18 protein-coding genes are annotated in these 22,363 nt (G+C 54.3%); 8 read left to right on the top strand and 10 right to left on the bottom strand.

Annotated elements, in window-relative coordinates:
- Positions 1–323 precede the first annotated feature (323 nt).
- Complete coding sequence (gene nrdD / locus FOB24_RS04325; RefSeq protein WP_038636715.1) at positions 324–2,462, top strand: anaerobic ribonucleoside-triphosphate reductase; 2,139 nt, start codon at positions 324–326, stop codon at positions 2,460–2,462.
- Between the two features lie 120 nt (positions 2,463–2,582).
- Positions 2,583–3,047, top strand: coding sequence for an anaerobic ribonucleoside-triphosphate reductase-activating protein (nrdG, locus tag FOB24_RS04320; protein ID WP_069324767.1), 465 nt, complete (start codon positions 2,583–2,585; stop codon positions 3,045–3,047).
- A 21-nt stretch (positions 3,048–3,068) separates the two neighbouring features.
- On the opposite strand, the gene FOB24_RS04315 is transcribed toward nrdG, so the two are convergent.
- Genes FOB24_RS04315 through tssB form a run of 10 tightly spaced genes read right to left on the bottom strand, consistent with a single transcriptional unit; the run spans position 3,069 to position 14,555 of the window.
- A complete protein-coding gene (locus tag FOB24_RS04315; protein ID WP_110496140.1) occupies positions 3,069–3,590 on the bottom strand; it encodes a toxin-antitoxin system YwqK family antitoxin in 522 nt (173 codons plus the stop codon).
- Entirely contained in the window at positions 3,590–5,551 is a 1,962-nt protein-coding gene (locus FOB24_RS04310) for a type VI secretion system Vgr family protein (RefSeq protein ID WP_150344549.1), read from the bottom strand. Before FOB24_RS04310 ends, FOB24_RS04315 begins: the two co-directional genes overlap by 1 nt.
- Positions 5,552–5,569: 18 nt before the next feature.
- On the bottom strand, positions 5,570–6,496 hold the full coding sequence (locus FOB24_RS04305) for a hypothetical protein (protein WP_150344548.1): 927 nt from the start codon (positions 6,494–6,496) through the stop codon (positions 5,570–5,572).
- 8 nt (positions 6,497–6,504) lie between these two features.
- Positions 6,505–9,015 (bottom strand): type VI secretion system ATPase TssH, encoded by a 2,511-nt coding sequence (tssH, locus tag FOB24_RS04300; RefSeq protein ID WP_150344547.1) that lies wholly within the window; start codon positions 9,013–9,015, stop codon positions 6,505–6,507.
- Positions 9,006–9,950 carry a type VI secretion system baseplate subunit TssG gene (locus FOB24_RS04295; RefSeq protein WP_150344546.1) on the bottom strand — a complete coding sequence of 315 codons (945 nt, stop codon included), beginning with the start codon at positions 9,948–9,950 and terminating at the stop codon, positions 9,006–9,008. The genes tssH and FOB24_RS04295 overlap by 10 nt, the downstream gene beginning before the upstream one ends.
- A complete protein-coding gene (gene tssF, locus FOB24_RS04290; protein ID WP_150344545.1) occupies positions 9,914–11,635 on the bottom strand; it encodes a type VI secretion system baseplate subunit TssF in 1,722 nt (573 codons plus the stop codon). Before tssF ends, FOB24_RS04295 begins: the two co-directional genes overlap by 37 nt.
- 19 nt (positions 11,636–11,654) lie before the next feature.
- The gene (tssE, locus tag FOB24_RS04285; RefSeq protein ID WP_085048419.1) at positions 11,655–12,032 is read right to left on the bottom strand and encodes a type VI secretion system baseplate subunit TssE; all 378 of its coding nucleotides are present in this window, start codon (positions 12,030–12,032) and stop codon (positions 11,655–11,657) included.
- 9 nt (positions 12,033–12,041) lie between these two features.
- On the bottom strand, positions 12,042–12,524 hold the full coding sequence (locus FOB24_RS04280) for an Hcp family type VI secretion system effector (RefSeq protein WP_121529883.1): 483 nt from the start codon (positions 12,522–12,524) through the stop codon (positions 12,042–12,044).
- 18 nt (positions 12,525–12,542) lie between these two features.
- Positions 12,543–14,024, bottom strand: a complete 1,482-nt coding sequence (gene tssC / locus FOB24_RS04275) for a type VI secretion system contractile sheath large subunit (RefSeq protein WP_069324762.1) — start codon at positions 14,022–14,024, stop codon at positions 12,543–12,545.
- An 18-nt stretch (positions 14,025–14,042) separates the two neighbouring features.
- The gene (gene tssB / locus FOB24_RS04270; protein WP_038636686.1) at positions 14,043–14,555 is read right to left on the bottom strand and encodes a type VI secretion system contractile sheath small subunit; all 513 of its coding nucleotides are present in this window, start codon (positions 14,553–14,555) and stop codon (positions 14,043–14,045) included.
- A 372-nt stretch (positions 14,556–14,927) separates the two neighbouring features.
- On the opposite strand from tssB, the gene FOB24_RS04265 reads away from it, so the two are divergent.
- From FOB24_RS04265 to FOB24_RS04240, 6 genes are read left to right on the top strand one after another with little or no spacing between them, the layout of a single operon-like run.
- On the top strand, positions 14,928–15,386 hold the full coding sequence (locus FOB24_RS04265) for a hypothetical protein (protein ID WP_038636684.1): 459 nt from the start codon (positions 14,928–14,930) through the stop codon (positions 15,384–15,386).
- A gap of 14 nt (positions 15,387–15,400) precedes the next feature.
- Positions 15,401–16,738, top strand: coding sequence for a type VI secretion system baseplate subunit TssK (tssK, locus tag FOB24_RS04260; RefSeq protein WP_150344544.1), 1,338 nt, complete (start codon positions 15,401–15,403; stop codon positions 16,736–16,738).
- The gene (locus FOB24_RS04255) at positions 16,719–17,468 is read left to right on the top strand and encodes a DotU family type IV/VI secretion system protein (RefSeq protein ID WP_150344543.1); all 750 of its coding nucleotides are present in this window, start codon (positions 16,719–16,721) and stop codon (positions 17,466–17,468) included. Before tssK ends, FOB24_RS04255 begins: the two co-directional genes overlap by 20 nt.
- Positions 17,468–21,007, top strand: a complete 3,540-nt coding sequence (locus FOB24_RS04250; RefSeq protein ID WP_223851231.1) for a type VI secretion system protein — start codon at positions 17,468–17,470, stop codon at positions 21,005–21,007. The genes FOB24_RS04255 and FOB24_RS04250 overlap by 1 nt, the downstream gene beginning before the upstream one ends.
- Complete coding sequence (locus FOB24_RS04245; protein WP_223851230.1) at positions 21,004–21,927, top strand: type VI secretion system protein TssA; 924 nt, start codon at positions 21,004–21,006, stop codon at positions 21,925–21,927. Before FOB24_RS04250 ends, FOB24_RS04245 begins: the two co-directional genes overlap by 4 nt.
- Positions 21,924–22,316, top strand: a complete 393-nt coding sequence (locus FOB24_RS04240; RefSeq protein ID WP_085048426.1) for a DUF4280 domain-containing protein — start codon at positions 21,924–21,926, stop codon at positions 22,314–22,316. The genes FOB24_RS04245 and FOB24_RS04240 overlap by 4 nt, the downstream gene beginning before the upstream one ends.
- Positions 22,317–22,363: the final 47 nt, after the last annotated feature.

Raw genomic sequence — 22,363 nt, 5'->3', positions numbered from 1 at the left:
ATTAATCAGAATTTTCCAGGGGTAATTTACAATCGGCTGTAGCGCCCGTCATCTGTACGCTCCGATTTTTACTTTGCGCTACATCAAAAAAATCGTAAACATCCTTGATGCAAATCACTACATATAGAACTTAAAATGCACGCCGACCCAATATGTTGTATTAATCGCCTATAATTGCTACAACTACAATGCACCGCTTCACGGTGGAATTGTGGATAACGTGGGTCAGGATTGCGGGAAGTCATTGGCAATAGAGATGAATAAAGCCATGGCCGCTTCCCCAACCTCTGTGGATAACCTGTTCTTATAAATATGGAGTGATCATGACACCGCATGTGATGAAACGAGATGGCTGTAAAGTGCCGTTTAAATCAGAGCGCATCAAAGAAGCCATTCTGCGTGCAGCTAAAGCAGCGGGAGTCGATGACGCAGATTACTGTGCCACCGTCGCAGAAGTCGTTAGTAGCCTGATGAATGAGCGCAGCCAGGTCGATATCAACGAGATCCAGACAGCGGTAGAAAACCAGCTGATGTCTGGCCCGTACAAACAACTCGCCCGTGCGTACATCGAATATCGCCACGACCGTGATATCCAGCGTGAAAAACGTGGCCGTCTGAACCAGGAGATTCGTGGTCTGGTTGAGCAAACCAACTCTGCTCTGCTGAACGAAAACGCCAACAAAGACAGCAAAGTGATCCCGACCCAGCGCGATCTGCTGGCCGGTATCGTCGCCAAACACTATGCGCGCCAACACCTGCTGCCGCGTGATGTCGTTCAGGCGCACGAGCGTGGTGATATTCACTATCACGATCTCGACTACTCGCCGTTCTTCCCGATGTTTAACTGCATGCTGATCGACCTGAAAGGCATGCTGACGCAGGGCTTTAAGATGGGTAACGCGGAGATTGAGCCGCCAAAATCCATCTCTACCGCGACCGCCGTGACCGCGCAAATTATCGCGCAGGTTGCCAGCCATATTTATGGCGGTACTACCATTAACCGTATTGATGAAGTTCTCGCGCCATTCGTGACCGAGAGCTTTAATAAACATCGCAAGACCGCTGAAGAATGGCAGATCCCGGACGCTGACGGTTATGCCCATTCCCGTACCGAAAAAGAGTGCTACGACGCATTCCAGTCCCTTGAGTATGAAGTGAACACCCTGCATACCGCCAACGGTCAGACGCCGTTCGTCACCTTTGGTTTTGGCCTGGGCACCAGTTGGGAATCGCGTTTGATCCAGCAGTCTATTCTGCGTAACCGCATTGCTGGCCTCGGTAAAAACCGTAAAACCGCGGTGTTCCCGAAACTGGTGTTCGCGATTCGCGATGGTCTGAACCACAAGTTTGGCGATCCGAACTACGATATCAAGCAGTTGGCGCTGGAGTGCGCGAGCAAGCGTATGTATCCGGACATCCTGAACTACGATCAGGTGGTCAAAGTCACCGGTTCGTTCAAAACGCCAATGGGCTGCCGCAGCTTCCTCGGCGTGTGGGAAAACGAGAACGGCGAACAGGTTCACGATGGTCGCAACAACCTCGGCGTTATCAGCCTCAACCTGCCGCGTATCGCGCTGGAAGCCCATGGCGATGAAGCCACCTTCTGGAAACTGCTCGACGACCGTCTGGTGCTGGCGCGTAAAGCGCTGATGACCCGTATCGCGCGTCTGGAAGGTGTAAAAGCCCGCGTTGCGCCCATTCTGTACATGGAAGGTGCCTGCGGCGTGCGTCTGAAAGCGGACGATGACGTGTCTGAGATCTTTAAAAATGGTCGCGCCTCTATCTCTCTGGGCTACATCGGCATTCATGAGACCATCAACGCGCTGTTTGGCGACAAACATGTCTATGACAGCGAGCAGCTGCGCGCCAAAGGTATCGCCATTGTGGAACGTCTGCGTCAGGCGGTCGATCAGTGGAAAGACGAGACCGGCTATGGCTTTAGCCTGTACAGCACGCCGAGTGAAAACCTGTGTGACCGCTTCTGCCGTCTGGATACCGCCGAGTTTGGCGTGGTGCCGGGCGTAACCGACAAAGGTTACTACACCAACAGCTTCCACCTCGACGTGGAGAAAAAGGTGAACCCGTACGACAAGATCGATTTCGAAGCGCCATACCCGCCGCTGGCGAGCGGGGGCTTCATTTGCTACGGCGAGTACCCGAATATTCAGCACAACCTGAAAGCGCTGGAAGACGTTTGGGATTACAGCTATCAGCACGTGCCGTATTACGGCACCAACACGCCAATCGATGAATGCTACGAGTGCGGCTTTACCGGTGAGTTCGAGTGCACCAGTAAAGGCTTCACCTGCCCGAAATGTGGTAACCACGACGCCGCGCGCGTGTCGGTCACCCGCCGCGTGTGCGGTTATTTAGGCAGCCCGGACGCACGTCCGTTTAACGCCGGTAAGCAGGAAGAAGTGAAGCGCCGCGTTAAGCATTTAGGCAATGGGCAGATAGGTTAATATCCGTTTGCAAAGGCCGTAGGCCTGATAAGACGCAATCGCGTCGCCATCAGGCATCACCATGTTGCCGGATGCGGTGCAAGCACCTTATCCGGCCTACATGCTTTCTGGACATCCTCTATGCGCTACCATCAATACTATCCTGTCGATATCGTCAACGGCCCAGGAACCCGATGCACCCTGTTTGTGTCAGGGTGCGTGCACGAATGCCCCGGTTGCTATAACAAAAGCACCTGGCGGCTCAATTCCGGCGAGCCGTTTACCAAAGAGATGGAAGATAAGATCATTGCCGATCTGAACGACACGCGTATTCACCGTCAGGGAATTTCGCTGTCGGGCGGCGATCCGCTGCATCCGCAAAACGTGCCGGATATTCTGCAACTGGTACAACGTATTCGCGCTGAGTGTCCGGGGAAAGATATCTGGGTGTGGACCGGCTACAAGCTCGATGAACTCAACGCCGCACAGATGCAGGTGGTGGATCTCATCAATGTGCTGGTAGATGGCAAATTTGTGCAGGACCTCAAAGACCCGGCGCTGATCTGGCGCGGTAGCAGCAACCAGGTCGTGCATCATTTGCGATAAAATCACTCAGGAGAGGCGTGTTCACAGCCTCTCCGTCCATTTACTCATTCGCGATTGCGCTTTACCACGGGCATCAATGGCACGCCCATCCGGCAGCCAGCGCTCCGCTTCCCCTTTCAGTATCCCCTTTTCATAACAGAGACGCTGGGCAAGCGAGCCGTCCGGATAGAACTGTTCGCTGAGTTGGTGACGCAACCCCTGACTCCACTGCTCACGCTGCTGTAGCTGCCCGGAAGGATAAAAGCTGCGGCATTCGCCGTGCAGCAGGCCGTCAAGCCACTGCTCTTCTCGCAGTAGCTCGCCGTTTTCCGAGAAGTAACGAGCAATACCGTCCGGCCTGCCCTCACGATACGCCTGCTGCATAGCTAGCTGACCGTTAGGATGCCAGCGCTCCATTACCCCATGCAGCGCCCCCTGTTGATATCGCAAAACTGCCAGCAGGCGTCCGTTCTCTTCAATTCTCGTCTCACCGTTTAGCTGGTCGTTCGCAAGATTTGCCCGTAGCAGGGTGTTATCCAGGTGATATTCCTGCATATCGCTCATCAGTTAATCTTCACCAGGCCACCTTTAATTATCAGCATCCCGCCACCATCCACCGTTTGGGTCGCGCTGGCTTTGCTGGTGAGCGTGGCTTTTGCTTCGTGGCTGATGGTTGCGGCTTTCTGGGTCAGAGAGGCTTTCGCTTCACTGGCTATGCTGGTGGCATCCAGCTTCATGCTGCCCGACGCGCTGGCGTTAAGACCCGACCCGCTCTTGATGTCCAACGTTTTACCGCTCTCGAGAGTTAGCGTACCGCTGACCTTAATCGTCAGGTTGCCATCGACGTTCAGCGTGTAGTTGCCCTTTACCTTATGCGTCTCGTTGCCGTCGATGACGTGCTCCTGATCGCCTTTCACCGTCACGCTGCGCTTCTCTTTTACCTCCAGTGTGTCGCTGCCTTTTTCGATTTTCACCGCACGATTGCCTTTTTTTAGGGTGACGGTTTCGTTGCCCTCTTCAACGGTACGCGTGCGGTCGTTTTTGACGTTCTGAATGTCGTCATGGCTGATAGTCGTTTTGCTGTCGTTAAGAACGGTAAGCTGGAAGTCTTTTTGCGCCTGCATCGCCAGCAGCTCGGCATCTTTTTTGTCGTCGAAGCGTAGTTCGTTGAAGCCTTTTTCACTTTTGGTTTTAATGCCCGACTGGGTCTGGTTCGCCGGAAGTGCGTACGGCAGCGCATTCGCGCCGTTGTAGACGCAGCCGGTAATCAGCGGTTTATCCGGGTCGCCGTCGATAAAGCTCACCACCACTTCCTGACCGATGCGCGGGATAAACTGCGCGCCGAAGCCGTTGCCGCTCCACGCCGTCGCCACCCGCAGCCAGCAGGAGCTGGTTTCGTCGCTTTTGCCCTCTCTGTCCCATGGGAACTGCACCTTCACCCGACCAAGTTTGTCGGTCCAGATCTCCTCGCCGCTTTTACCCACCACCATCGCCGTTTGCGTATGCATAAAGGGTTGTGGCGTCACGGCGAGGGGGCGATACGGCGTGGCCTTTGGAATAGCAGTGAAGCGGTTGCGATAGCGTTCACCATCGTACTCGTGGCTAACGGCGGTGATTAGCCAGTCGATGTTCAGAGATTTGTCGTCATGATCGGTTAGCGTAAACCAGTGCCCGGCCATCAGCGCCGCGCAGTCGCTTTCGCCCACCAGCTGTTTCGCCTGCGCTTTCAGGGCGTTAACCTTCCACGCCGTCAGCGCGTCGCCTTCGGCTTTAACGCTAAAACGCCCCGGATGCTGATACTGCATCCCGCCCTTCTTCTCACCGGCCTGCGAAAACAGCGCAGCTTTTGGTTGTTCGTAGTTAAAATCGCTGCTCTGGAAGCCCTGGGCGGTGGCCTGTAAATGCAGTTCTGCCGAGCGAATCATCCCGGTTTCCCGTGCGCCGCTTGCTGCGGCCTGATACTTCACTTTTTTGTCGCCAGGTATCGGCGGAAAAGCGCTGTTATCATCCGCCAGCACCAGGGTGTGCTTGCCCGCTTCATAGGTGAAGAACCAGAAGATCCCCTCCTGCTCCAGCAGGCGCGAGACAAAATTAAAATCGCTTTCGTTATATTGCAGGCAGTATTCGCGTTTTGCCGGTTTGGTTTTGAGCTGGAATTTATAGTCGCTAAAACCGCCGTCCTTAAACACCTGCTCGACGATCTCCTGCGCGCTGAGGTTCTGAAACACGCGGTTGTTACTGGCAAGCGTCAGCCACCACAGCCACGGGCGCAGCACAAACTGGTAGCGATCGGCATTGCCGGTCGCCGAAAGCTGGCGCGCTTCGGCAATCAGCCCGTCGTAGTTGGCGTCATTGATGGTGGTGGTTAGATGAATCGCCAGCGCGGCGTCGAGGGTTAGCGGCGCGGAAGTGGTGGCGGCGACGGTGGAGGTGGTCAGGCCGTTGAGCGTTGATTCGGTTTGCGCGGTTGCGGCGGTTAGGCCGGTCAGGGTTGGGGTGGTGATTTTTATAATAGTGTCGAGCATGGTGAGTTCTCATTAGTATTATTTAAACATTATTTTAATTCCAGATGCATCAGAAGCATCTATTATATAACTTAATTTTTGTTTCATCATATCTATGTCAACCCAACCATCCATCATTACCGTATCAAATTTGTGTTCTTCACCTACAGGTGAGCTATTTAATGAATAGTTGTCTCCTTCATATGTTGTTAATACAACATATAACTTAGCACATCTAATAGGCTCAAATTTTGTAAAAGAATAGGCTGGCGTTCCTCTTATCGCTTTCTCCATTTTGCTTTTTAACTCTTTAAATGAAAAGCTTTTGTTTTTTATTTTTACATTTTTAAATTTTTTTTCGAAAGCATTGTCGTCATTAATTATAGCGCACGCCCCTTTGTACGCATACATTAGTTTTGAGGGGAATCGCTCTATTCCTAAACCAGAACTATTATGAGCACCGTTTGAAAAAAAAGACATAAAAGCTGTTTTATCATGGCTTCCAACTTGAGCAAGTTGAGCTTTACCAAAACTCGATGGTTCATATCCTGTACGGAGCTTAATCAATGCCACTAAATTCAAACTGGCTTCGGATTCAAGAAAGGATTTTTTCTCGCCATATTCTTTTATTGATAATCCTGTATTCAAAAGATTAGATTCTAATTCTGCAAATTTATCTGAGTTCTTTGCATTGGTTAATTCAAAAATCACACTCTCAACAAACTCTTTTTTATTATCATCAGAAGCAATAGAACCTTTGGAAATATCTTTTAAATTTATATTCACCCTGGTACCAACAGTCGAGGTACTTCCAGAATTGGAAATTTTAACAGACCATGGTCCACTTAAGACTCTTGTTAAATCATCATCACTTTTAACACATTTCAAAAATTCATCAAGTTGTTCTGTCAGCAAATCTTTGAGTGAAGAATTAGAACAGTCTGAATTAAATATTATTTCCACCATATCAACCTCTATTTAAACCTTAGAAAAAAACCCCCAATCACCAGGTTCTCCACATCCCTGGCACCAACCCCCTTACACTTCTCCATCACCCTCTCGACTAATCCATCCTCCATATTTAAGTTCTCCCCCGTCGCCACGAAATATCGCTGTGATAATTTCTCCAGTTTCGCCAGCACAATGCCTTTTAATATTTTTTCATCCAATGCCCGATAGACCACCGTGGTCATCCTTGCTAAAAACGCCGGGCGGAAATGTTTTAATAACTCCTCGCGCAATGCCTCATTAAACCGCTCGCTGTTTAATTCAGCCGCTGGCGTATCAAGAATTAACTCTGCGCCGACATTGCTGGTCGCCAGCATCACCGTGTTTTTAAAATCAACAATCAACCCGGTGCCATCTTCCATTACCCCTTTGTCGAAAACGTTATAAAACGCCTCCAGCACGTCCGGGTGCGCTTTTTCGATTTCGTCGAGCAGCACCACCGAATAAGGCCGACGGCGCACGGCTTCGGTTAACGCCCCGCCGCTGCCATAACCGACGTAGCCCGGCGGCGCGCCTTTGAGCTGGCTGACGGTATGCGCCTCCTGATATTCCGACAGGTTAATGGTGATCAGATTGCGTTCGCCGCCGTACAAAGCATCGGCCAGCGCATAGGCGGTTTCGGTTTTACCCACGCCGGTTGGCCCCACCAGCAGAAACACGCCAACCGGTTTTTGCGGGTCGGTCAGACCGCTGCGATAGGCGCGCAGACGTTGGGCAATGGTCTCCAGCGCCGCCTGCTGACCCATTACCCGCTCGCTCATGCGTGCAACCAGCGTACGCAGGGCGTGGGCTTCATCGGTCTGCATCTGGCCGATTGGGATCCCGGTCCAGCCGCTGATCACCGAAGCCACCGTGGCGGGATCGACGCAGTCCGGCACCAGCGGCACTTCGTCACGTAGCTGGGCGGCGGCGGTTTCCAATTTGCCGATCAGCGCGGCGCACTCCACCAGTTCCTCTTCCAGTTCATCATCCTCTTCCAGCCGCACGCTGAGATCCAGCATTCGCTGACGGGCGGCCTGTAGCTCGCCGACCCGCTGGCGCTCGTCCTGCCAGCGCTCCTCCACCTCCCGCGCCTGCTGGTGGAGTTTTTCCGCCTGCGCTTCCAGTTCACACAGCCTGTCGTGATGATCGACGCCCACCAGCAGCTCACGATTCAGACGTTCGCTCTCTTCTTCAATGGCCGCCAGATGCTGACGGATCTCCTCAAGCTGAGGCGGCACGTCATGCTGCGCCAGCGCCACCCGCGCGCAGGCGGTGTCGAGCACGCTGATCGCTTTGTCCGGCAACTGGCGACCAGAGATATAGCGCTGCGAGAGGCGCACCGCCTCGCGGATCGCCGTATCCAGAATTTGCACGCCGTGATGCGCCTCCAGTTTATCGGCCACCGCCCGCAGCATGATTACCGCGCTGTTCTCGTCCGGTTCCTCGATCTGGATACGCTGAAAACGCCGGTCCAGCGCCGGATCTTTCTCGAAATATTTTTTGTACTCCTGCCAGGTGGTGGCGGCGATGGTACGCAGTTCACCACGCGCCAGCGCCGGTTTCAGCAGGTTGGCGGCATCATTACCCCCCTCGGCGCCGCCCGCGCCAATCAGCGTGTGGGCTTCGTCGATAAATAAAATGATCGGCTGCGGGGATTTTTTAACGGCGTCAATGACGCCTTTTAGTCGCTGCTCAAATTCACCTTTCACGCCCGCTCCCGCCTGCAATAAGCCAAGATCGAGCGCCAGCAGAGCGACATCACGCAACGGCGGCGGCACGCTGGCTTCGGCGATGCGCAGCGCCAGCCCTTCGGCGACGGCGGTTTTGCCCACACCTGGCGCACCCACCAGAATCGGGTTGTTCTGCCGACGGCGCAGCAGGATGTCGATGCACTGGCGGATCTCCGCGTCGCGTCCGATGATCGGATCGATCCGCCCTTCCCGCGCGTCACGCGTCAGATCGTGCGTATATTGATCCAGAACCCCGCCTTCACGCTTCGGGGATTCGCCCTTGTCAGGGTCTGCTGCCTCCTCAACGGAGTTGCGACACCAGTTCTGCCACTGGCTTTCCAGCTCCGCAGCCGGAAGCTGTAACAATAGTGGCATTCCCTGCGCCAACTGGGTACGCAGCCGTTCTCGGGTGAGTAAGGTCAGGAGCAATAAGGCCGAACGAACCAGAGGAATACGCTGGAACGTCGCCTGCAAAATCGCCCCTTCCAGTAGCTCTATCAGGTGTACGGAAAACACCGGCATCCGCGTACAGCCCGTTTTGAACTGCGCCTGAGCACGCTGGATCTCTTCACGTAACGTATCGGTGGAGATCGCCGCGTTGCTCAGGCAATACGCTAAATCACAGTGTTCATCATCCAGTAGAGCCAGCAGCATATGCTCCGGCTCAACGAACCAGTGTCCCTGCGCCCGGCTGCGTTCGGCGGCCTGTTCCAGCGCACGAAAACAAATTGGGTTCAGTCGTTTTACCAGCGCTTTCAAATCCATTTACTGTTCTCCTCAAGATGCTGTTGGCAATGGAACATGGCGGGCTTGCGCCCTGCCAGTTGCGCGGTATAACCCAGACGCGGCGGTGCAACGCGGGTTAAGCGATGATCCAGAGTCAGGGTTGCGCGCATCATCAATTCCAGCGTTATTCCCGCGCCAAACCAGATTTCCGCTAATTTGCTCAGTTGAATAAATCCCCGTCCGCCAGGTAAAAATGTTCGCCACTGCGCGGCATTTTCCGCACGCAGATGCACCCGTAGCGCCGCATGCTGATTCCATATTCGCCGACCGGCGACGCTATTGCGCCCCAGCCGACACCCGGTCCGGCTTTGAGACGCCAGCGGCAAGGATTGCCAGCGCCCGATAAACTCCTCAATATGGACGGTGATACCGAGCGTTGCCGCCACCAGCGCCACAAATCCCGCCGTTGAACGCCGACGATTCTCCAGCCCGCTGCTTTGCGACAGCAGACGCTGTAGCTGCCCAGACTGAGGCTTTTTTACGGCATCCAGATCAAAACCACACAGCACCCGCATCAACGTAACCCCCGGCGCATCTTCTCGCCTGGCGTAAGGCGTTGCCAGCCGATACAGGCTCAGGCTACGGCAGTGATGTTGAATCAAGCGCTGTTGAAACAGATGAATAAAGTCCTGCGACGCACTGTTTTTATCCTGCGCCGCCTGTTGCAGCCATTCCAGCCAGCCGTAGGGCAGCACCCCATCGGCCCCGCCCGGCCCCAGGCTGTGGACCTGAAGGGTACCGTCGCGCAGCGACACCTCCGCAGGCGCGAACGCCAGCCCCAGTTCCCCCCGCAGCGCGGGCGTTTCACCGCTCGCCCGTAAGATGCGGATACACTGCTCGAGCGAAAAGCGCCACGGCTCGCGCCGCAATTGGGCGATTACGCTATCAGCGCGGTCTGTTCGGCTTCTGTCCATAGCGACAGTTCCTCTCCATCTTCCTGCAATACCGTACGAACAAAGCAGTTCGCGGTGGCATTGCGAGCCAGAAAACGGGCGATGATGCCGGCAAATAGCAGTCGGCTATTGCCAGTAAATGATTGTTGTTCAAGAGTTAACGTCACCCGAATGCCGTTATGCCAGCCGCGCCAGGCATCACCTCCCCGATGCTCACTGACCCGTTGGCAACGCATCTCGCGAATACCATTAATCTGTTGCCAGACGGCGGGTGACGCGGCGGAAGGGGCGTACAGCGCCAGCAGCTCTTTCAGCGACGCCAGCGCCATCTCGCCTTCCACCAGCGACAGGTGATTGAGCGCCAGCGAGGAAAGCAACTTCCAGCGCGTGTCCCGCTGTAATGCTGGCTCAGAAGGCGTGGTCGGCGTACCCAGTAAATGTACTTGCGCAACCGGGCCCGGCACTTCGAAGGTCAATGGCGTTCCCGCTGTAAGTTGTGCAGCTTGCTCACCGTTGCTGCACCAGAGCGTTGCCGTCAGACTGGTTTCTTCATCCGCCATATACGGGTCAAAACGGCTGTCCACTAGCGTTAGCCACAGCGCATTCCCCTGGTGGCGGTGACGCCGTGCATACCAGAACCAGCGGGCCTCGCTATGTCCCTGGGCTGAGTAGTACGCAGGAACGCGCCAGGCTTTCTCACGGCGACTCATCCACAGCGCCTGTACGCGGTAGATGTGCACATTTTTGTCATGATGATCGGCGACCAGCCGATGTTCGCTCTGGGTATGTTCGACAAGCAGCGGCTCTGAGGTGCGAGTGAAAAGGTTTATTACCGGCACGCAGCCCAGACGAATATCGCCAGGTTTAATATGCTGTGCTGCCTGTGGAGCATTGTCGAAAGGGATACACACCGTGATACTGTCGCCCTCGCCCGTCGACGGCAGCGGTAAATCAAAATACATCAGCGTCTGCGGACAGTTCATCCAGGCACTGAGCGCCAGCACGCTGGACTCTACGCCCGGTTCGCTGGGCAAAATCTTTTCGGCATTCAGCAGGCCAATGGGATGTGGGCGCAGCGGCCCAATGACATGGGCGTATAACAAATCAAACAGCGTGGCATTGATTTGCGGCGAACCGCTGAGATGAATGCGCAACTGTGTTACCGCCAACGTTGAGAACTGATGCGGCGGCAGGCAACGTAGCTGAATACGCAATGCGCCACGCGCCTGCGCCATTCCGCTCAACTGCCGGGCCTGTGCGGCATCACACCAGTCAACATTTTCAATCTCGATAGGCCATAGCGTTTGCGCCAATGCCGTGCGCCACCAGACCGTTTCTCCACTTTCCGTTTGCGCGTATAACGGCGTTCCGGCAGGAAGCATGTAGCCCTGACTCAGATCGCCCGCCAGCGGATCGGCGGTAAAACAAGCGGTTGCGCAAGAAGGAAAAGGGCGTAACAAATGGGGAGAGAGCTGTTCCAGTAGCGAGTCGCATAGCTCACCAAAGCCGTCATCAAGACGCTGATGTAGCCTGGCGCTTTGCAACGCAAAGCCTTCCAGAAGTCGCTCAACATGGGGATCCGGGCAATCGAATTCACTCAGCCGCAGTCGGGAAGCAACATGCGGATGCCGACGAGCGAATTCACCGCTGGCGGTTCGCAGCCATCGTAGCTCTTGCAGATAATCATCAAGCAATCGATCGTCCATTGATCTCCCCTGATACGGGTTATCGCCAACCGCCATTTTGGTACGCCAGCTCCAGCGTTAGCGGTTCGTCGTCGTTCCACAGCATCGCGTCAAGTTGCAGCGCCAGCGTCTGATGATGGGCATCTTTTACGCTCACGATCAGCGCCTGAATCCGGGGCTCATGGCGCAAAATAACAGCGCGCAGCTGACGGCAATACCAACGCAGCACCCGTTCATCGCCTGCGTTCAGCCCGTGCCATTCCGGGACGCCCCAGGCAAGCAGCACCGGCAATGTGTCAGCATCTTCTGCCGCACGGGAGTTGAACAGTCTTCTCAACTCCCGGCAAACCGACTCACGCGGCGTAATGTCCTCATCCATCAGTCTGTCGAGCAGCGCGACGGGTAGTGACATGGGCATTACCTCAAGTTACGGTTTCTTATTCATCGCCATATCCCAGACGGAAGAGACGTTACCCTCTTTCTGACCTCCCAGTTTCTGCGCGGTGATTTCCCATTTAATTTTGGTGAAATTTAGCGACATCGTTTCCACCGGTTTGCCACCGGAACCGCCGCTCACGCTCAGATGCGAGATAACCACGTTATCCAGGGTATACACGATAAGTGGCAGCATTTTGCCGTCATCATTCCGACATAACGTCAGTACAGCCTCTTTAATCATCTTCCCACTACAGCAGTACTCGTTAAGCTTCGGCGTGGAAAGGTCGACAAACTTGGTCAGCGACATTTCCCCCACGTGCGCCCGTCCGGAGGTGCGTTCGGTGTTACTGACGTCGTTGGTGACCTGCATTGCGACGTTATGGCTGTAGGACATGATCTCTATCTGATCTTTAAATCCATCAACCTGACTTTCGCCTTTGATATCGTCGAGCTTTAAAAAAATTGCATCCATGGTTTATCTCCTTAATGATCAAGCGGCTGCCGGTGGCGGCAGTTCGGCGACCAGACGGATAGAGGTGGTTAACTCTTCTAACTGGAAGTGCGGACGCAGGAATACAACCGCGCGATAGACCCCCGGCTTGCCAGGCACAGCACTTACGTCCACCCGCGCTTCGCGCAGCGGATAACGCGCTTTGATCTCCTGTGGGGCGCTGTCGGTGAGCAGGACATAATCGGCAATCCAGTTGTTGAGGTAGCTTTCGATCTCGTCACGGCTCATAAAGCTGCCAATCTTGTCGCGCATAATAACCTTCAGGTAGTGCGCAAAGCGCGAGGCGGCCAGGATGTACGGTAGCATCGCTGAAATGCGCGCGTTGGCGTTGGCTTCCGGCGTGTTGTAGATTTTTGCCTGATTAGTCGTTTGTCCACCAAAGAACGCGGCGGTGTTAGTATTCTTTTTATGGCACAGCGCGATAAACCCGAGATCGTTCAACTCTTTCTCACGGCGATCGGTGATGGCTATCTCCGTTGGACAGCGCAGACTGATATCGCCGGATGGCGTAGAGAAGGTATGCGCTGGAAGATCTTCCACCAGTCCACCGCCTTCAGCGCCACGAATCGCCGCGCACCAGCCATACAAGGCAAATGCCTCGGTAATGCGGTTAGCCAGCACCCATGCGGCGTTGCCCCACAGGTATTTACTCGCGTCCATGCCGTTAACATCTTCAACGAAGTTCACCCCTTCTACCGGCACCGTATCCGGTCCGTACGGCAGACGCTGCAACACATGCGGTAACACCAGCGAGACATAGCGGGAGTCATCGCTATCGCGGAAGGCTCGCCATTTAATCAATTCGGTGCTTTCGAAGATCTTCGCCAGATCGCGCGGGACGCCCAGCTCAGCGAACGATCCCATATCAAATAAGCGCGGACTGGCGGCAGCAATAAATGGCGCATGGGCCGCTGCCGCCACCTGGGAGATTTTCTCCAGCAGCGCCACGTCCTGCGGATGTCGACCAAACTCAAAATCGCCCACCAACACGCTGTAAGGGTTGCCGCCGAAAGTCCCGTATTCATCTTCATACAGTTTTTTGAACAACGTGCTCTGGTCAAACTCGACCGCTTTTTCCAGATCGTCCTGCAACTCCTTACGTGACACATTCAGCAGACGCAATTTCAGCCGGGTGCTGGTTTCGGTATTCATCACAAATTGATGCAGGCCACGCCAGGAGGCTTCCAGTTTCTGCATCTCCGGGTGATGTAATACTTCATTCAACTGGTCGCTGATGAGCGCGTCAATCTGCGCGATGCGGTGGTTGATCATCGCTACGGTATCGCTTTCAATCACCATCCCTTCATCAAGAATCTGCGTAGCCAGTTCTTCCAGCATGTCACGCGCGTAGGTCTGCTGTAGCTCATCGCGCGCCATTCGCCCTTCCTGAATAATGCGGTCCAGCACGCTCAGCGTAACGGTTTGCCCACCGGTTTCAGCTTGTTCCTGAACATTGTCCATTGTTCTTCCCCTTTTTAGTTACGCGTTGTCAGTCGGTTTTTCTTCAGCAATGGGTCTTAACGCCTGAAGCTCAGCGTTGTCATTGACTACCTGCTGCAACAACGTATCCAGATCGTCGTTACCATCCAGTTTGGTCAGCAGGTCGCGTAAGCGTTGACGGGCAAGAAAAAGACGTTGGAGGGGTTTAACCTGATTAATGATATTGAGAGGAGAAAAGTCGTCGAATTCGTTGAAGTGGAGTTCTACGTTCAGTTTACTGCCATCATTAGCCAGACGATTTTCAACCTGTATCGCCAGACGAGGCGAGGCAGAAGAGAGTACATCGTCGAAATTATCACGATCGATTTCAACAAAACGGCGCTCACGTAATTTGGCCGGTGGAGATGCCGGATGCCCGGATAGATCCGCTAAAATACCAACAACCAAAGGAAGTTCTTTTTTCTCAATCGCGCCACCAGTTTCCACGTCATAGGTTATTTGCACGCGCGGCGGCCTAATACGGTTGAGTTTATGCTGAATGCTCTCTGCCATATTTAATCCTTTTTATTGCAATAGTATCCCTGGTGCTATTTTTGCCGCACCATTATTCGAAAATAGATTTTTCTGAATAACTACATGCAATATAAAAAACACAACAAAAAATAAATATCAACTTAATTTTTCAGTTTTTACACCAGGATCGCCGCTTTGATAAAAATCAAAAGCAATTAAATAACCAATTAAAATCAATAAGATAAAAATAAATAATCACTGAAATGATATTTTCAACAAAACTAATTCACCATGTGAATAAATCAAGTAAAACGTTTTTTATTTTATAATCCGCGCTGAATAATGATTTAAATCAAAAAACAAACCTCAACCATTAATTACCGTTCTTATAACAATATAAAAGGACTTTATATGAAAAGCGGCATATGCCATTCGGCCATATTAATATTATTCAGTACCTTAACGTTACTGAATAGCGGCTGTTCATTGTGGCAAAACCGTGTGGCATTTAATGATGTAATTATTGAAACAGTTCCGGATGCCAATGATAACGCACCGGTAGCAGTGGATATTGTCGCTATTACCGATAGCGCGCTGTTACCCACCGTCCAGTCACTCTCCGCGACACAGTGGTTTAATGCCAAATCACAATTATTGCGTGATAACCCTGACGGATTTCGCGTCTGGTCTCTGGAGCTGGTGCCAGGTTCACGTTTTGTTGCGCAAGAAAATCCCCTGCAGGGCGTTACGACAGAAGCAACACTACTGTTTGCGCGTTATCGCAGTGAAGGCGATCACCGGCTCCGGCTGGATAAAGTCAGTTCACTGCATCTGCTACTGATGACGGATGAGGCAATTCTGGCGCCCTGAACAAGGAAGATACTATGAGCACGATTCCGGCAATGGTCTGCTGGTACGAAGGGATGGCGATGTTGCCGCAACATTTCCAGTTACAGGCGCTGCGCAATGAAATGCTTCCCGCCATGCTGGCGCGGTGCGCCAATCCCGGATTCTGGGGCGTGAACCACCTACATATCGACGAAGCCGCACTGTGTGCCGGTATGCTGCGTATCCTACGTCTTGAGGCAATCATGCCCGACGGCACGCCGGTAGAGTACGATATCAGCCGCGACTCGCCGCTGGAGTTCGACTGCCAACATCTGCTCCCCGCCGCGCCGGACAGTGAACATATTCTCTGGCTGGCGCTGCCGCCGCTAAACCGCGCCGGACAGTGGCAGTTGATGAATGACCGCTATCGCTCAACGAACAGCGCCCCAATGCCGGATCTGAGCAGCGGAGAATTTCCTGAAAGTATTTCGCTGTGGCAGCCCGCACCACGCCTGGTTTGTCAGCATGAACGCGCCGATTTAATCTGTCTGCCGCTACTTCAGATAGTGTATACCGAAGCAGGATTTCGTCAGAGCGACTGGTTTCCGCCCTCGCCCAGCGTCAGTGAAGAGAGCTATCTTTCCCGCAACACGCGACAACTCTGCTTACAGGCAAGAGAAAAAATTCTGTTTTTAAGCCGGGAAATGCAGTTGGCGCAACAGAGCCAACGCACCAATGACTGGCTATGGCTAACGCTGTCGTTACAAAGTATTCAAGGGGCTTTACCGCTGCTGGAAAGCCTGATTAACGGTGGGCGTCCACACCCTGAGGATCTTTACCGCGCGCTGTGTTTATTTCTCGGGCAGACGGCAATTCTGACCCAGGATAAAACCCTGCCCTTGCTGCCGACCTTCGATTATCAAAACATGCAGCCGGCATTCGCCTCCCTTTTCACCATGTTGAAAAATCAATTGGCGCATATTCATCGCCGCTATCAACGGATCAACTTCAGCAAACTGGATAACATGTTTTCGCTTCAGCTCCCCGCGAATATCCATGCCGGAGAACAGGTGGTGATTGGTCTGCTGATGCCTGCTGGCAGCACCTCCAGAGCAGAAAGCTGGTTACAAAAGAGCCTTATCGCCAGCCAACCGTTTTTGGCCGTTTTGCGTCGTCAGCGAATGCATGGGATGACACTCACTCCACTGTCCGTCGAACAGCACGGCGACTGGGAAGTCGACAGCAGTATCGCCCTGTTCACGTTAACGCTTACCACCCAGTGGTTTGAAAAAGAGACGCCGCTGGTCATTGCTCCGCTGCATGAAACCGATGACATGCCGCAGCGGATCATGCTTTACCGTCAGGAGGATCGCCATGACGCCTACGAATCCTGATATGCCTGCCTGCCGTCTGTTTGATGACGTCTTCTCTCGCTGGCTGGCGCAGTTTGAACGCTGGAAAAGCACCACGCTGCCGCCTGATGAATTGCACACGGAGGCTTTTGAGTACGCCAGTCAGGCGGTGGCAGAGTATAACCGACGTCTAATCCGTGAATTGGGTACCCCCTTTCAGCAGCAGATTGATGACGCGGTTTACGCCCTGGTCGCGCTGATTGATGAATCTGTACTCTATGGCGACTGGCCAGCCCTCTCACTCTGGCAGAGTTGCCCGCTGGAGTACCATTTGTGGCAGACCCATAGCGCCGGCGATCTGATCCCTCATAAGATCACCGCGTTACTCAATGAGCGCAGCCCCGGACAGCGCGATTTAGCCGCGCTTTATTTACGTTGCCTGACGCTGGGGTTCGGTTCCCGGCGTGACGATTTTGATCCACAGACCCACCAGGAAACCTGTCAACTGCTATGGCATTTTGCTTTCCAGCATGACGCCAGGTTCAGCGATATTGCCCAGCGAATGGAATCTGCAGCACTGGGAACGCCATTACAGCTTCCGGCGCACCGTCGCCTGCCTGACAACTCACGTCTGCACCTGATTGCCCTCATCATACTGCTCGCTCTGCTGCTGTTAAGCCAACGATTGTGGCTAAGTATTGAAGATGCTATCGGCGTGAATACGTTGCCTGATTTCCCGGTGATCCAGTCCTGCCAGGGAGATTCCAGGTGATGCAACACTGGCTGACTCTGCTGATTATTGTGCTGGTGCTGCTGGCGATTACCCTCTGGTGCGTCTGGTGGCAGTGGGAATACCGCAACGATACGTTCATCCGTGCGCAAAAAGAGATCCAGCGCGCCTGCGGCGGTCAGGATCCTTACGACAGTATGCGCATACTGATGCTGGGCGACGAAGAGGATAACCGTCTGCTTTGTCGCAGTTGGTCACTCACCGACGGCCAGGAGTATTGGTTCGGGCAATGGTGGTTTAACCCTCAGTGTAGTGTTTTGTGTCTGCCGCAAACGTTGCAAACTGCCGCGAAAAAACGGCTTATTCGCCAGAATGACTGGCAAAAAATGCTCGCGGCATTGGTGAAAAGTCGTCCGCAGCGTCCACTGGACGCGCTGATTATCACCCTGTCGCTGGATGCACTGCAGGGCGATGAGGCCGCTCGCGCCAGCCTACTGAACAACTGCCAACAGCTACAGCAAGTATGTGGGTTGAGTTTACCAGTCTACCTGCTGATAAGCGGTGTAGAAGCACTGGAAGGGGCTTCGTCTTTATTAGCCATGTTGCCGGAGGAGGCTCGTCACAGCCCCATCGGCAGCGCCATCCCGGTCGCCAGAGAGGCCATCTGGAAGCCACAGTGGATAGACAGCGCGCTGGACAATACCCGAAGCTCACTGCGCATGCTCATCACGGAACTCGGCGCGCTGCGGGGAAATACGCCGGAAGATCTGTTTCGTCTGCCGGAAAACCTCCTGCCGCTAGCCGCCCCGCTGCATGATTATTTCGATTCTCTGTTTAACAGCAACGCCCGCGATGAACCTCCACTATTGCGTGGGATCTGGTTTGTCGCCCGTACGCTAACCCATGATAAACCACGGATGCAGTTTTGCCAGACGCTACTGAGCGGCAAAATTGCCGCCGAGCGTGGTCTGGCGCTCCCGGTCCGCCGCCTGCTGCGCCTGAATCTGCGCCGCCATTTCATTACCCTCGCCTGTTATAGCTGTCTTTGTGTTATCTGGCTGGCGGCAATGATCTGGAGCTGGCAATACCAACATACCAACGCCGTTTTACTACACGATCGTCTGCAAGTGCTGGCCACACAAACCCTGCGCGCCAATAACGCAGGCGAACGATCCACCGCACTGTACTGGCGAGTGCTTAACGGTATTCCACAGTGGCAGTTTCGATCTGTTGTCTGGCCCGGTTCCTTGTTCAGCCATACCGACACAAAATTACGGGACACCTTTAATAACGCCACGTTAGCCAGCCTGTTATTACCTGCGACCAACAGCATCTGTCTGCAAAGTCAAAGTGAGAAGATGTCAGAGCAGGAGGAGCTACTGCCCGAGGAGCGTTACCGCCAGATTCAGCACCTGCTTAGCCAGGCAAAGCAAATGGAGTCGCGTTATTTACCATTACTGCAATTAATGCAGGTGAAGCAACCCACTATACAGACGCTGGCAAACGTCAGCGCCAGCATCTGGGGCGTGACCGTAGATACAGAATCGCTACCGTCGCAGGATCGTCTGAATGGGATGATTGCCACCCTCAACCTTTCACGCCTCAAGTTGCCTGACGCCAGTGAAATAACGCAGCGAAACAGCGAGTATTTTTCTCGCGAAACGATGCGCTGGCTGGAGCAGAATTATGGCAACACCAGTCTGGATAACAACGAAGAGCAGCTCGAACAGTTACTGACGTTATTCAGCAATGACTCACGGGTTACTCCGCTATTTGTGCGTTCCTTAATCCGTCAGGTCAGCCGTTTACAGGCCACGCTAACTACGATTAATAATCTTAGCCGCGATGCGACTCACTCACCTATTCGGCTGCCGTTGGATGAGCTCCTCACCCAGGCACGCACGCTCCGACTGATCGACAATGATGTGATTCAAGAAGTTTTACGTCATGAAGCCTTATTGCGCCAACGCTTTCTGGCACAGGTCGATGGTTCCCGTCTGCATTTCTCCTCACTAACCGAGCAGTCGCCGGAAGGCGAGTTCAGCGTGTCACCGGATGTTGTCGCGCTGCAAAAAAGCCTGCGCGATCTGCTCAATCAACCGTTTTGGCAGCGTGGGGCGAGCCTGCCGACCGACAGAACAGCAGGTTATCCCGGGAATCTACAACTCCAGCAGGCACTGGCGCTGTTTGGCGGATATGAGCGTTTTATACAACAACTTCCGGACAGTATCTGGCGTCCCAAACTCACTATGCTGGCCCGGCAAGCAGTTGAAAACGCCATGCTTCAGGCACTGTACACGGGGGCTGCCGAGTCACCTGACCATAGCAATCTCAGTACGGCTAGCACGGATCAACTCATTGACGCATTCAACCAGCTTAATCGTCCTCAGTTTGCCATCGCATTACGTCAGCAGGCCGCAGCCCAGGTGATTGCCCGCGTGCGCCAGGACGGCGGCGCGTTACTGCCGGCGATCGCCCCTCCCGCCGTGAATTACGCCACGGCAGAGCAGGCGCAGGTCAGCGGGCAGAAGATTGCCGGTTGGGCCAACGCGCAAGCCGCGCAAATCTCCGGCGCATTGACCCGCTATCAGCAGGATATCGACTGGCTCGACAAACAGCGTCCATGGCTTACCACGACGGAAAACCAGCTTATCGTCCGCTGGAGCAGTTCACTGGCCACAATGCAGCGGCTGCAACAACAGGATCCTGGCAGCCCGCCGATGCAAATGACCACGCTTGCCGCCGCGCTGCCCACGCTTTCCGCTCAGAATTGTCAGAGCGAGCTGGCGCAGTTCACCACTTCCGGCGGTAACGATTTTTACAGCCAATCGCTGAACGCGCTGGTAAATGCATCGCAGCAAACATGCCAGCAGCTACGCCAGCAGGCGAGCATAGGCGCGGTGGGGCAAATCTTCACACTGTACAACGTCTGGCTGGCGGGGCATTTCCCCTTTACCGCCGCGCCACAGGCACCGGATGCCGATGTCGATCGGGTTCGCGAACTCACGACTTTACTCGCGCAGCTCCCTCCAGAAACGCTCTCTGCGCAGCCGCCATTGATTCAACAACTGGCGGCGGCGCAGCCATTACTTTCCGCGCTGGTCAGTCCGGAAGGGGTTACGTTACGCGTTATCTGGCGCACCTCTCGTCACCGCGAGTTCGGCGCTGACCAAATTGCCGACTGGCGGCTTACCGGCAATCAACAGGCAATAAGCTACCCCGGCGGCACGACGGATCTGCACTGGCGTAGCGGAGACAGCCTGAACTTTAGTCTACGCTGGGCAACTAACTCCGCCTGGCGACCAATGCCAGGTCTGTCACAGACAGGTGTAACGGTAAGCGGTGATACTGGTCGCTGGCGTTGGCAGGGGGCATGGTCACTGCTGAGGATGATCAAACAACAGCGCGTCGGCGGCGCGCTGGCGCAACCGCTGCCATTACGCTTTTCGCTTCCTGTGGGAGATGGTCAGCAACAGTCACAAACCACCGTCTTTTGGCAGATCGCGCTGTTGGATGCACAGGGCAAAGCGCCGCTACCGTGGGTACCGCTTACCGAACAGGGATTATCACAAGGAAAATGATGGAACATATTCAGACATTACTGACGCCTATTCAGGCGGATAAACCGTGCGGAGACGCGATCCGCTATTCACCAGAGTTCGACCGACTGGTCGCCGCTCGCCAGCAGGATGACGAAACGCTGCCCACGGGCGTCTGGCAAAGCACGCCGCGACGCGCTGACTGGGACGCCGTCGCACAGATCGCCACGTCGCTGACAAAAACGCTCAGCAAGGATCTGGTGATTATGAGCTGGCTGGGTGAGGCATGGATTCGGTCACAAGGCTTAACGTCTTTGCCCGATGCGCTGGCATTGGCCACGCTGGCGCTGGAGCGTTATCCAGAGGAATTGCACCCAAAAATCAAAGAGGGCGACTATGATTATCGCGCCGCCCCACTTTGCTGGATGGCGCAGCATTACGCCGTTCTGGTCGCCGAAGCTCCGCTATTTATAGCGAATGGAGAGCATATCTCCTTATCACAGTGGCAGCAGGGAAAATTATCAGACGTTCCCCTACCTGGGGCGGAAGAGTCGATCGTTACGGCGCTAACAGCAAGTCTTGAATGGCTTACGCGGCTTAATACCGTATGTCAGGGCTGGCCCGCAGCATCCGCACCGTCTTTCAATCCGCTGGAACAAAAAATTAAAACCTGCCTGCAAGCATTGGGGGCTAACTTGCCAGCCCCCTCACAGCCTGTCGTACAAGAAGCGGCACCAGTGCCCGGTAATCCCGTTGCATTTGCCCACCGCGGGGAAGCGTATCGGATGATTAAAGAGGTCGCGGATTACCTGGCGCGTACTGAACCACACAGCCCGGTGCCTTATCTGCTCTATCGCGCCTTTGCCTGGGGGAATACGCCGCTACCTGAATTGCTCAATGAACTGATTAGCAGCGATGAGTCCGCTCGCCGACTGTGGAAACAATTGGGGGTACTGCCATGAGTTGTCCTGCCGTATGTACTGGCGCGATGCTGCAATGCTCGTTTGGCATTGCGCCAGCTACACTGAACGTGTTGCCCACCAGCCGAACCATCGTCAACAACCTGCCGATGGCGAATATTATGGATAACAAACCGTTTGTAAACATTCTGCCGTTCGGGATGTGCAACAGCATCGCTAACCCGACCGTTGCAGCCGCAACCGCGGCGGCGCTCGGCGTGCTAACGCCAATGCCGTGTATCCCCGCCACACCGGCCCCCTGGGCGCCGGGCTCACCCACGGTATTAGTGGGAAATATGCCCGCACTCACCGCCCAGTCAAAGCTGATCTGCATGTGGGGCGGCGTGATCCAGATTAGCTTCCCCGGCCAGGTAATGACCGTTGTGCCGTGATGTGATGCCCTTGAAATTAAGGGGGGAACGATTGCAGGAGACGACGC

Source organism: Citrobacter werkmanii (assembly GCF_008693645.1).
GTDB lineage: Bacteria > Pseudomonadota > Gammaproteobacteria > Enterobacterales > Enterobacteriaceae > Citrobacter > Citrobacter werkmanii.
This window is presented reverse-complemented; position numbering and strand designations above follow the sequence as displayed.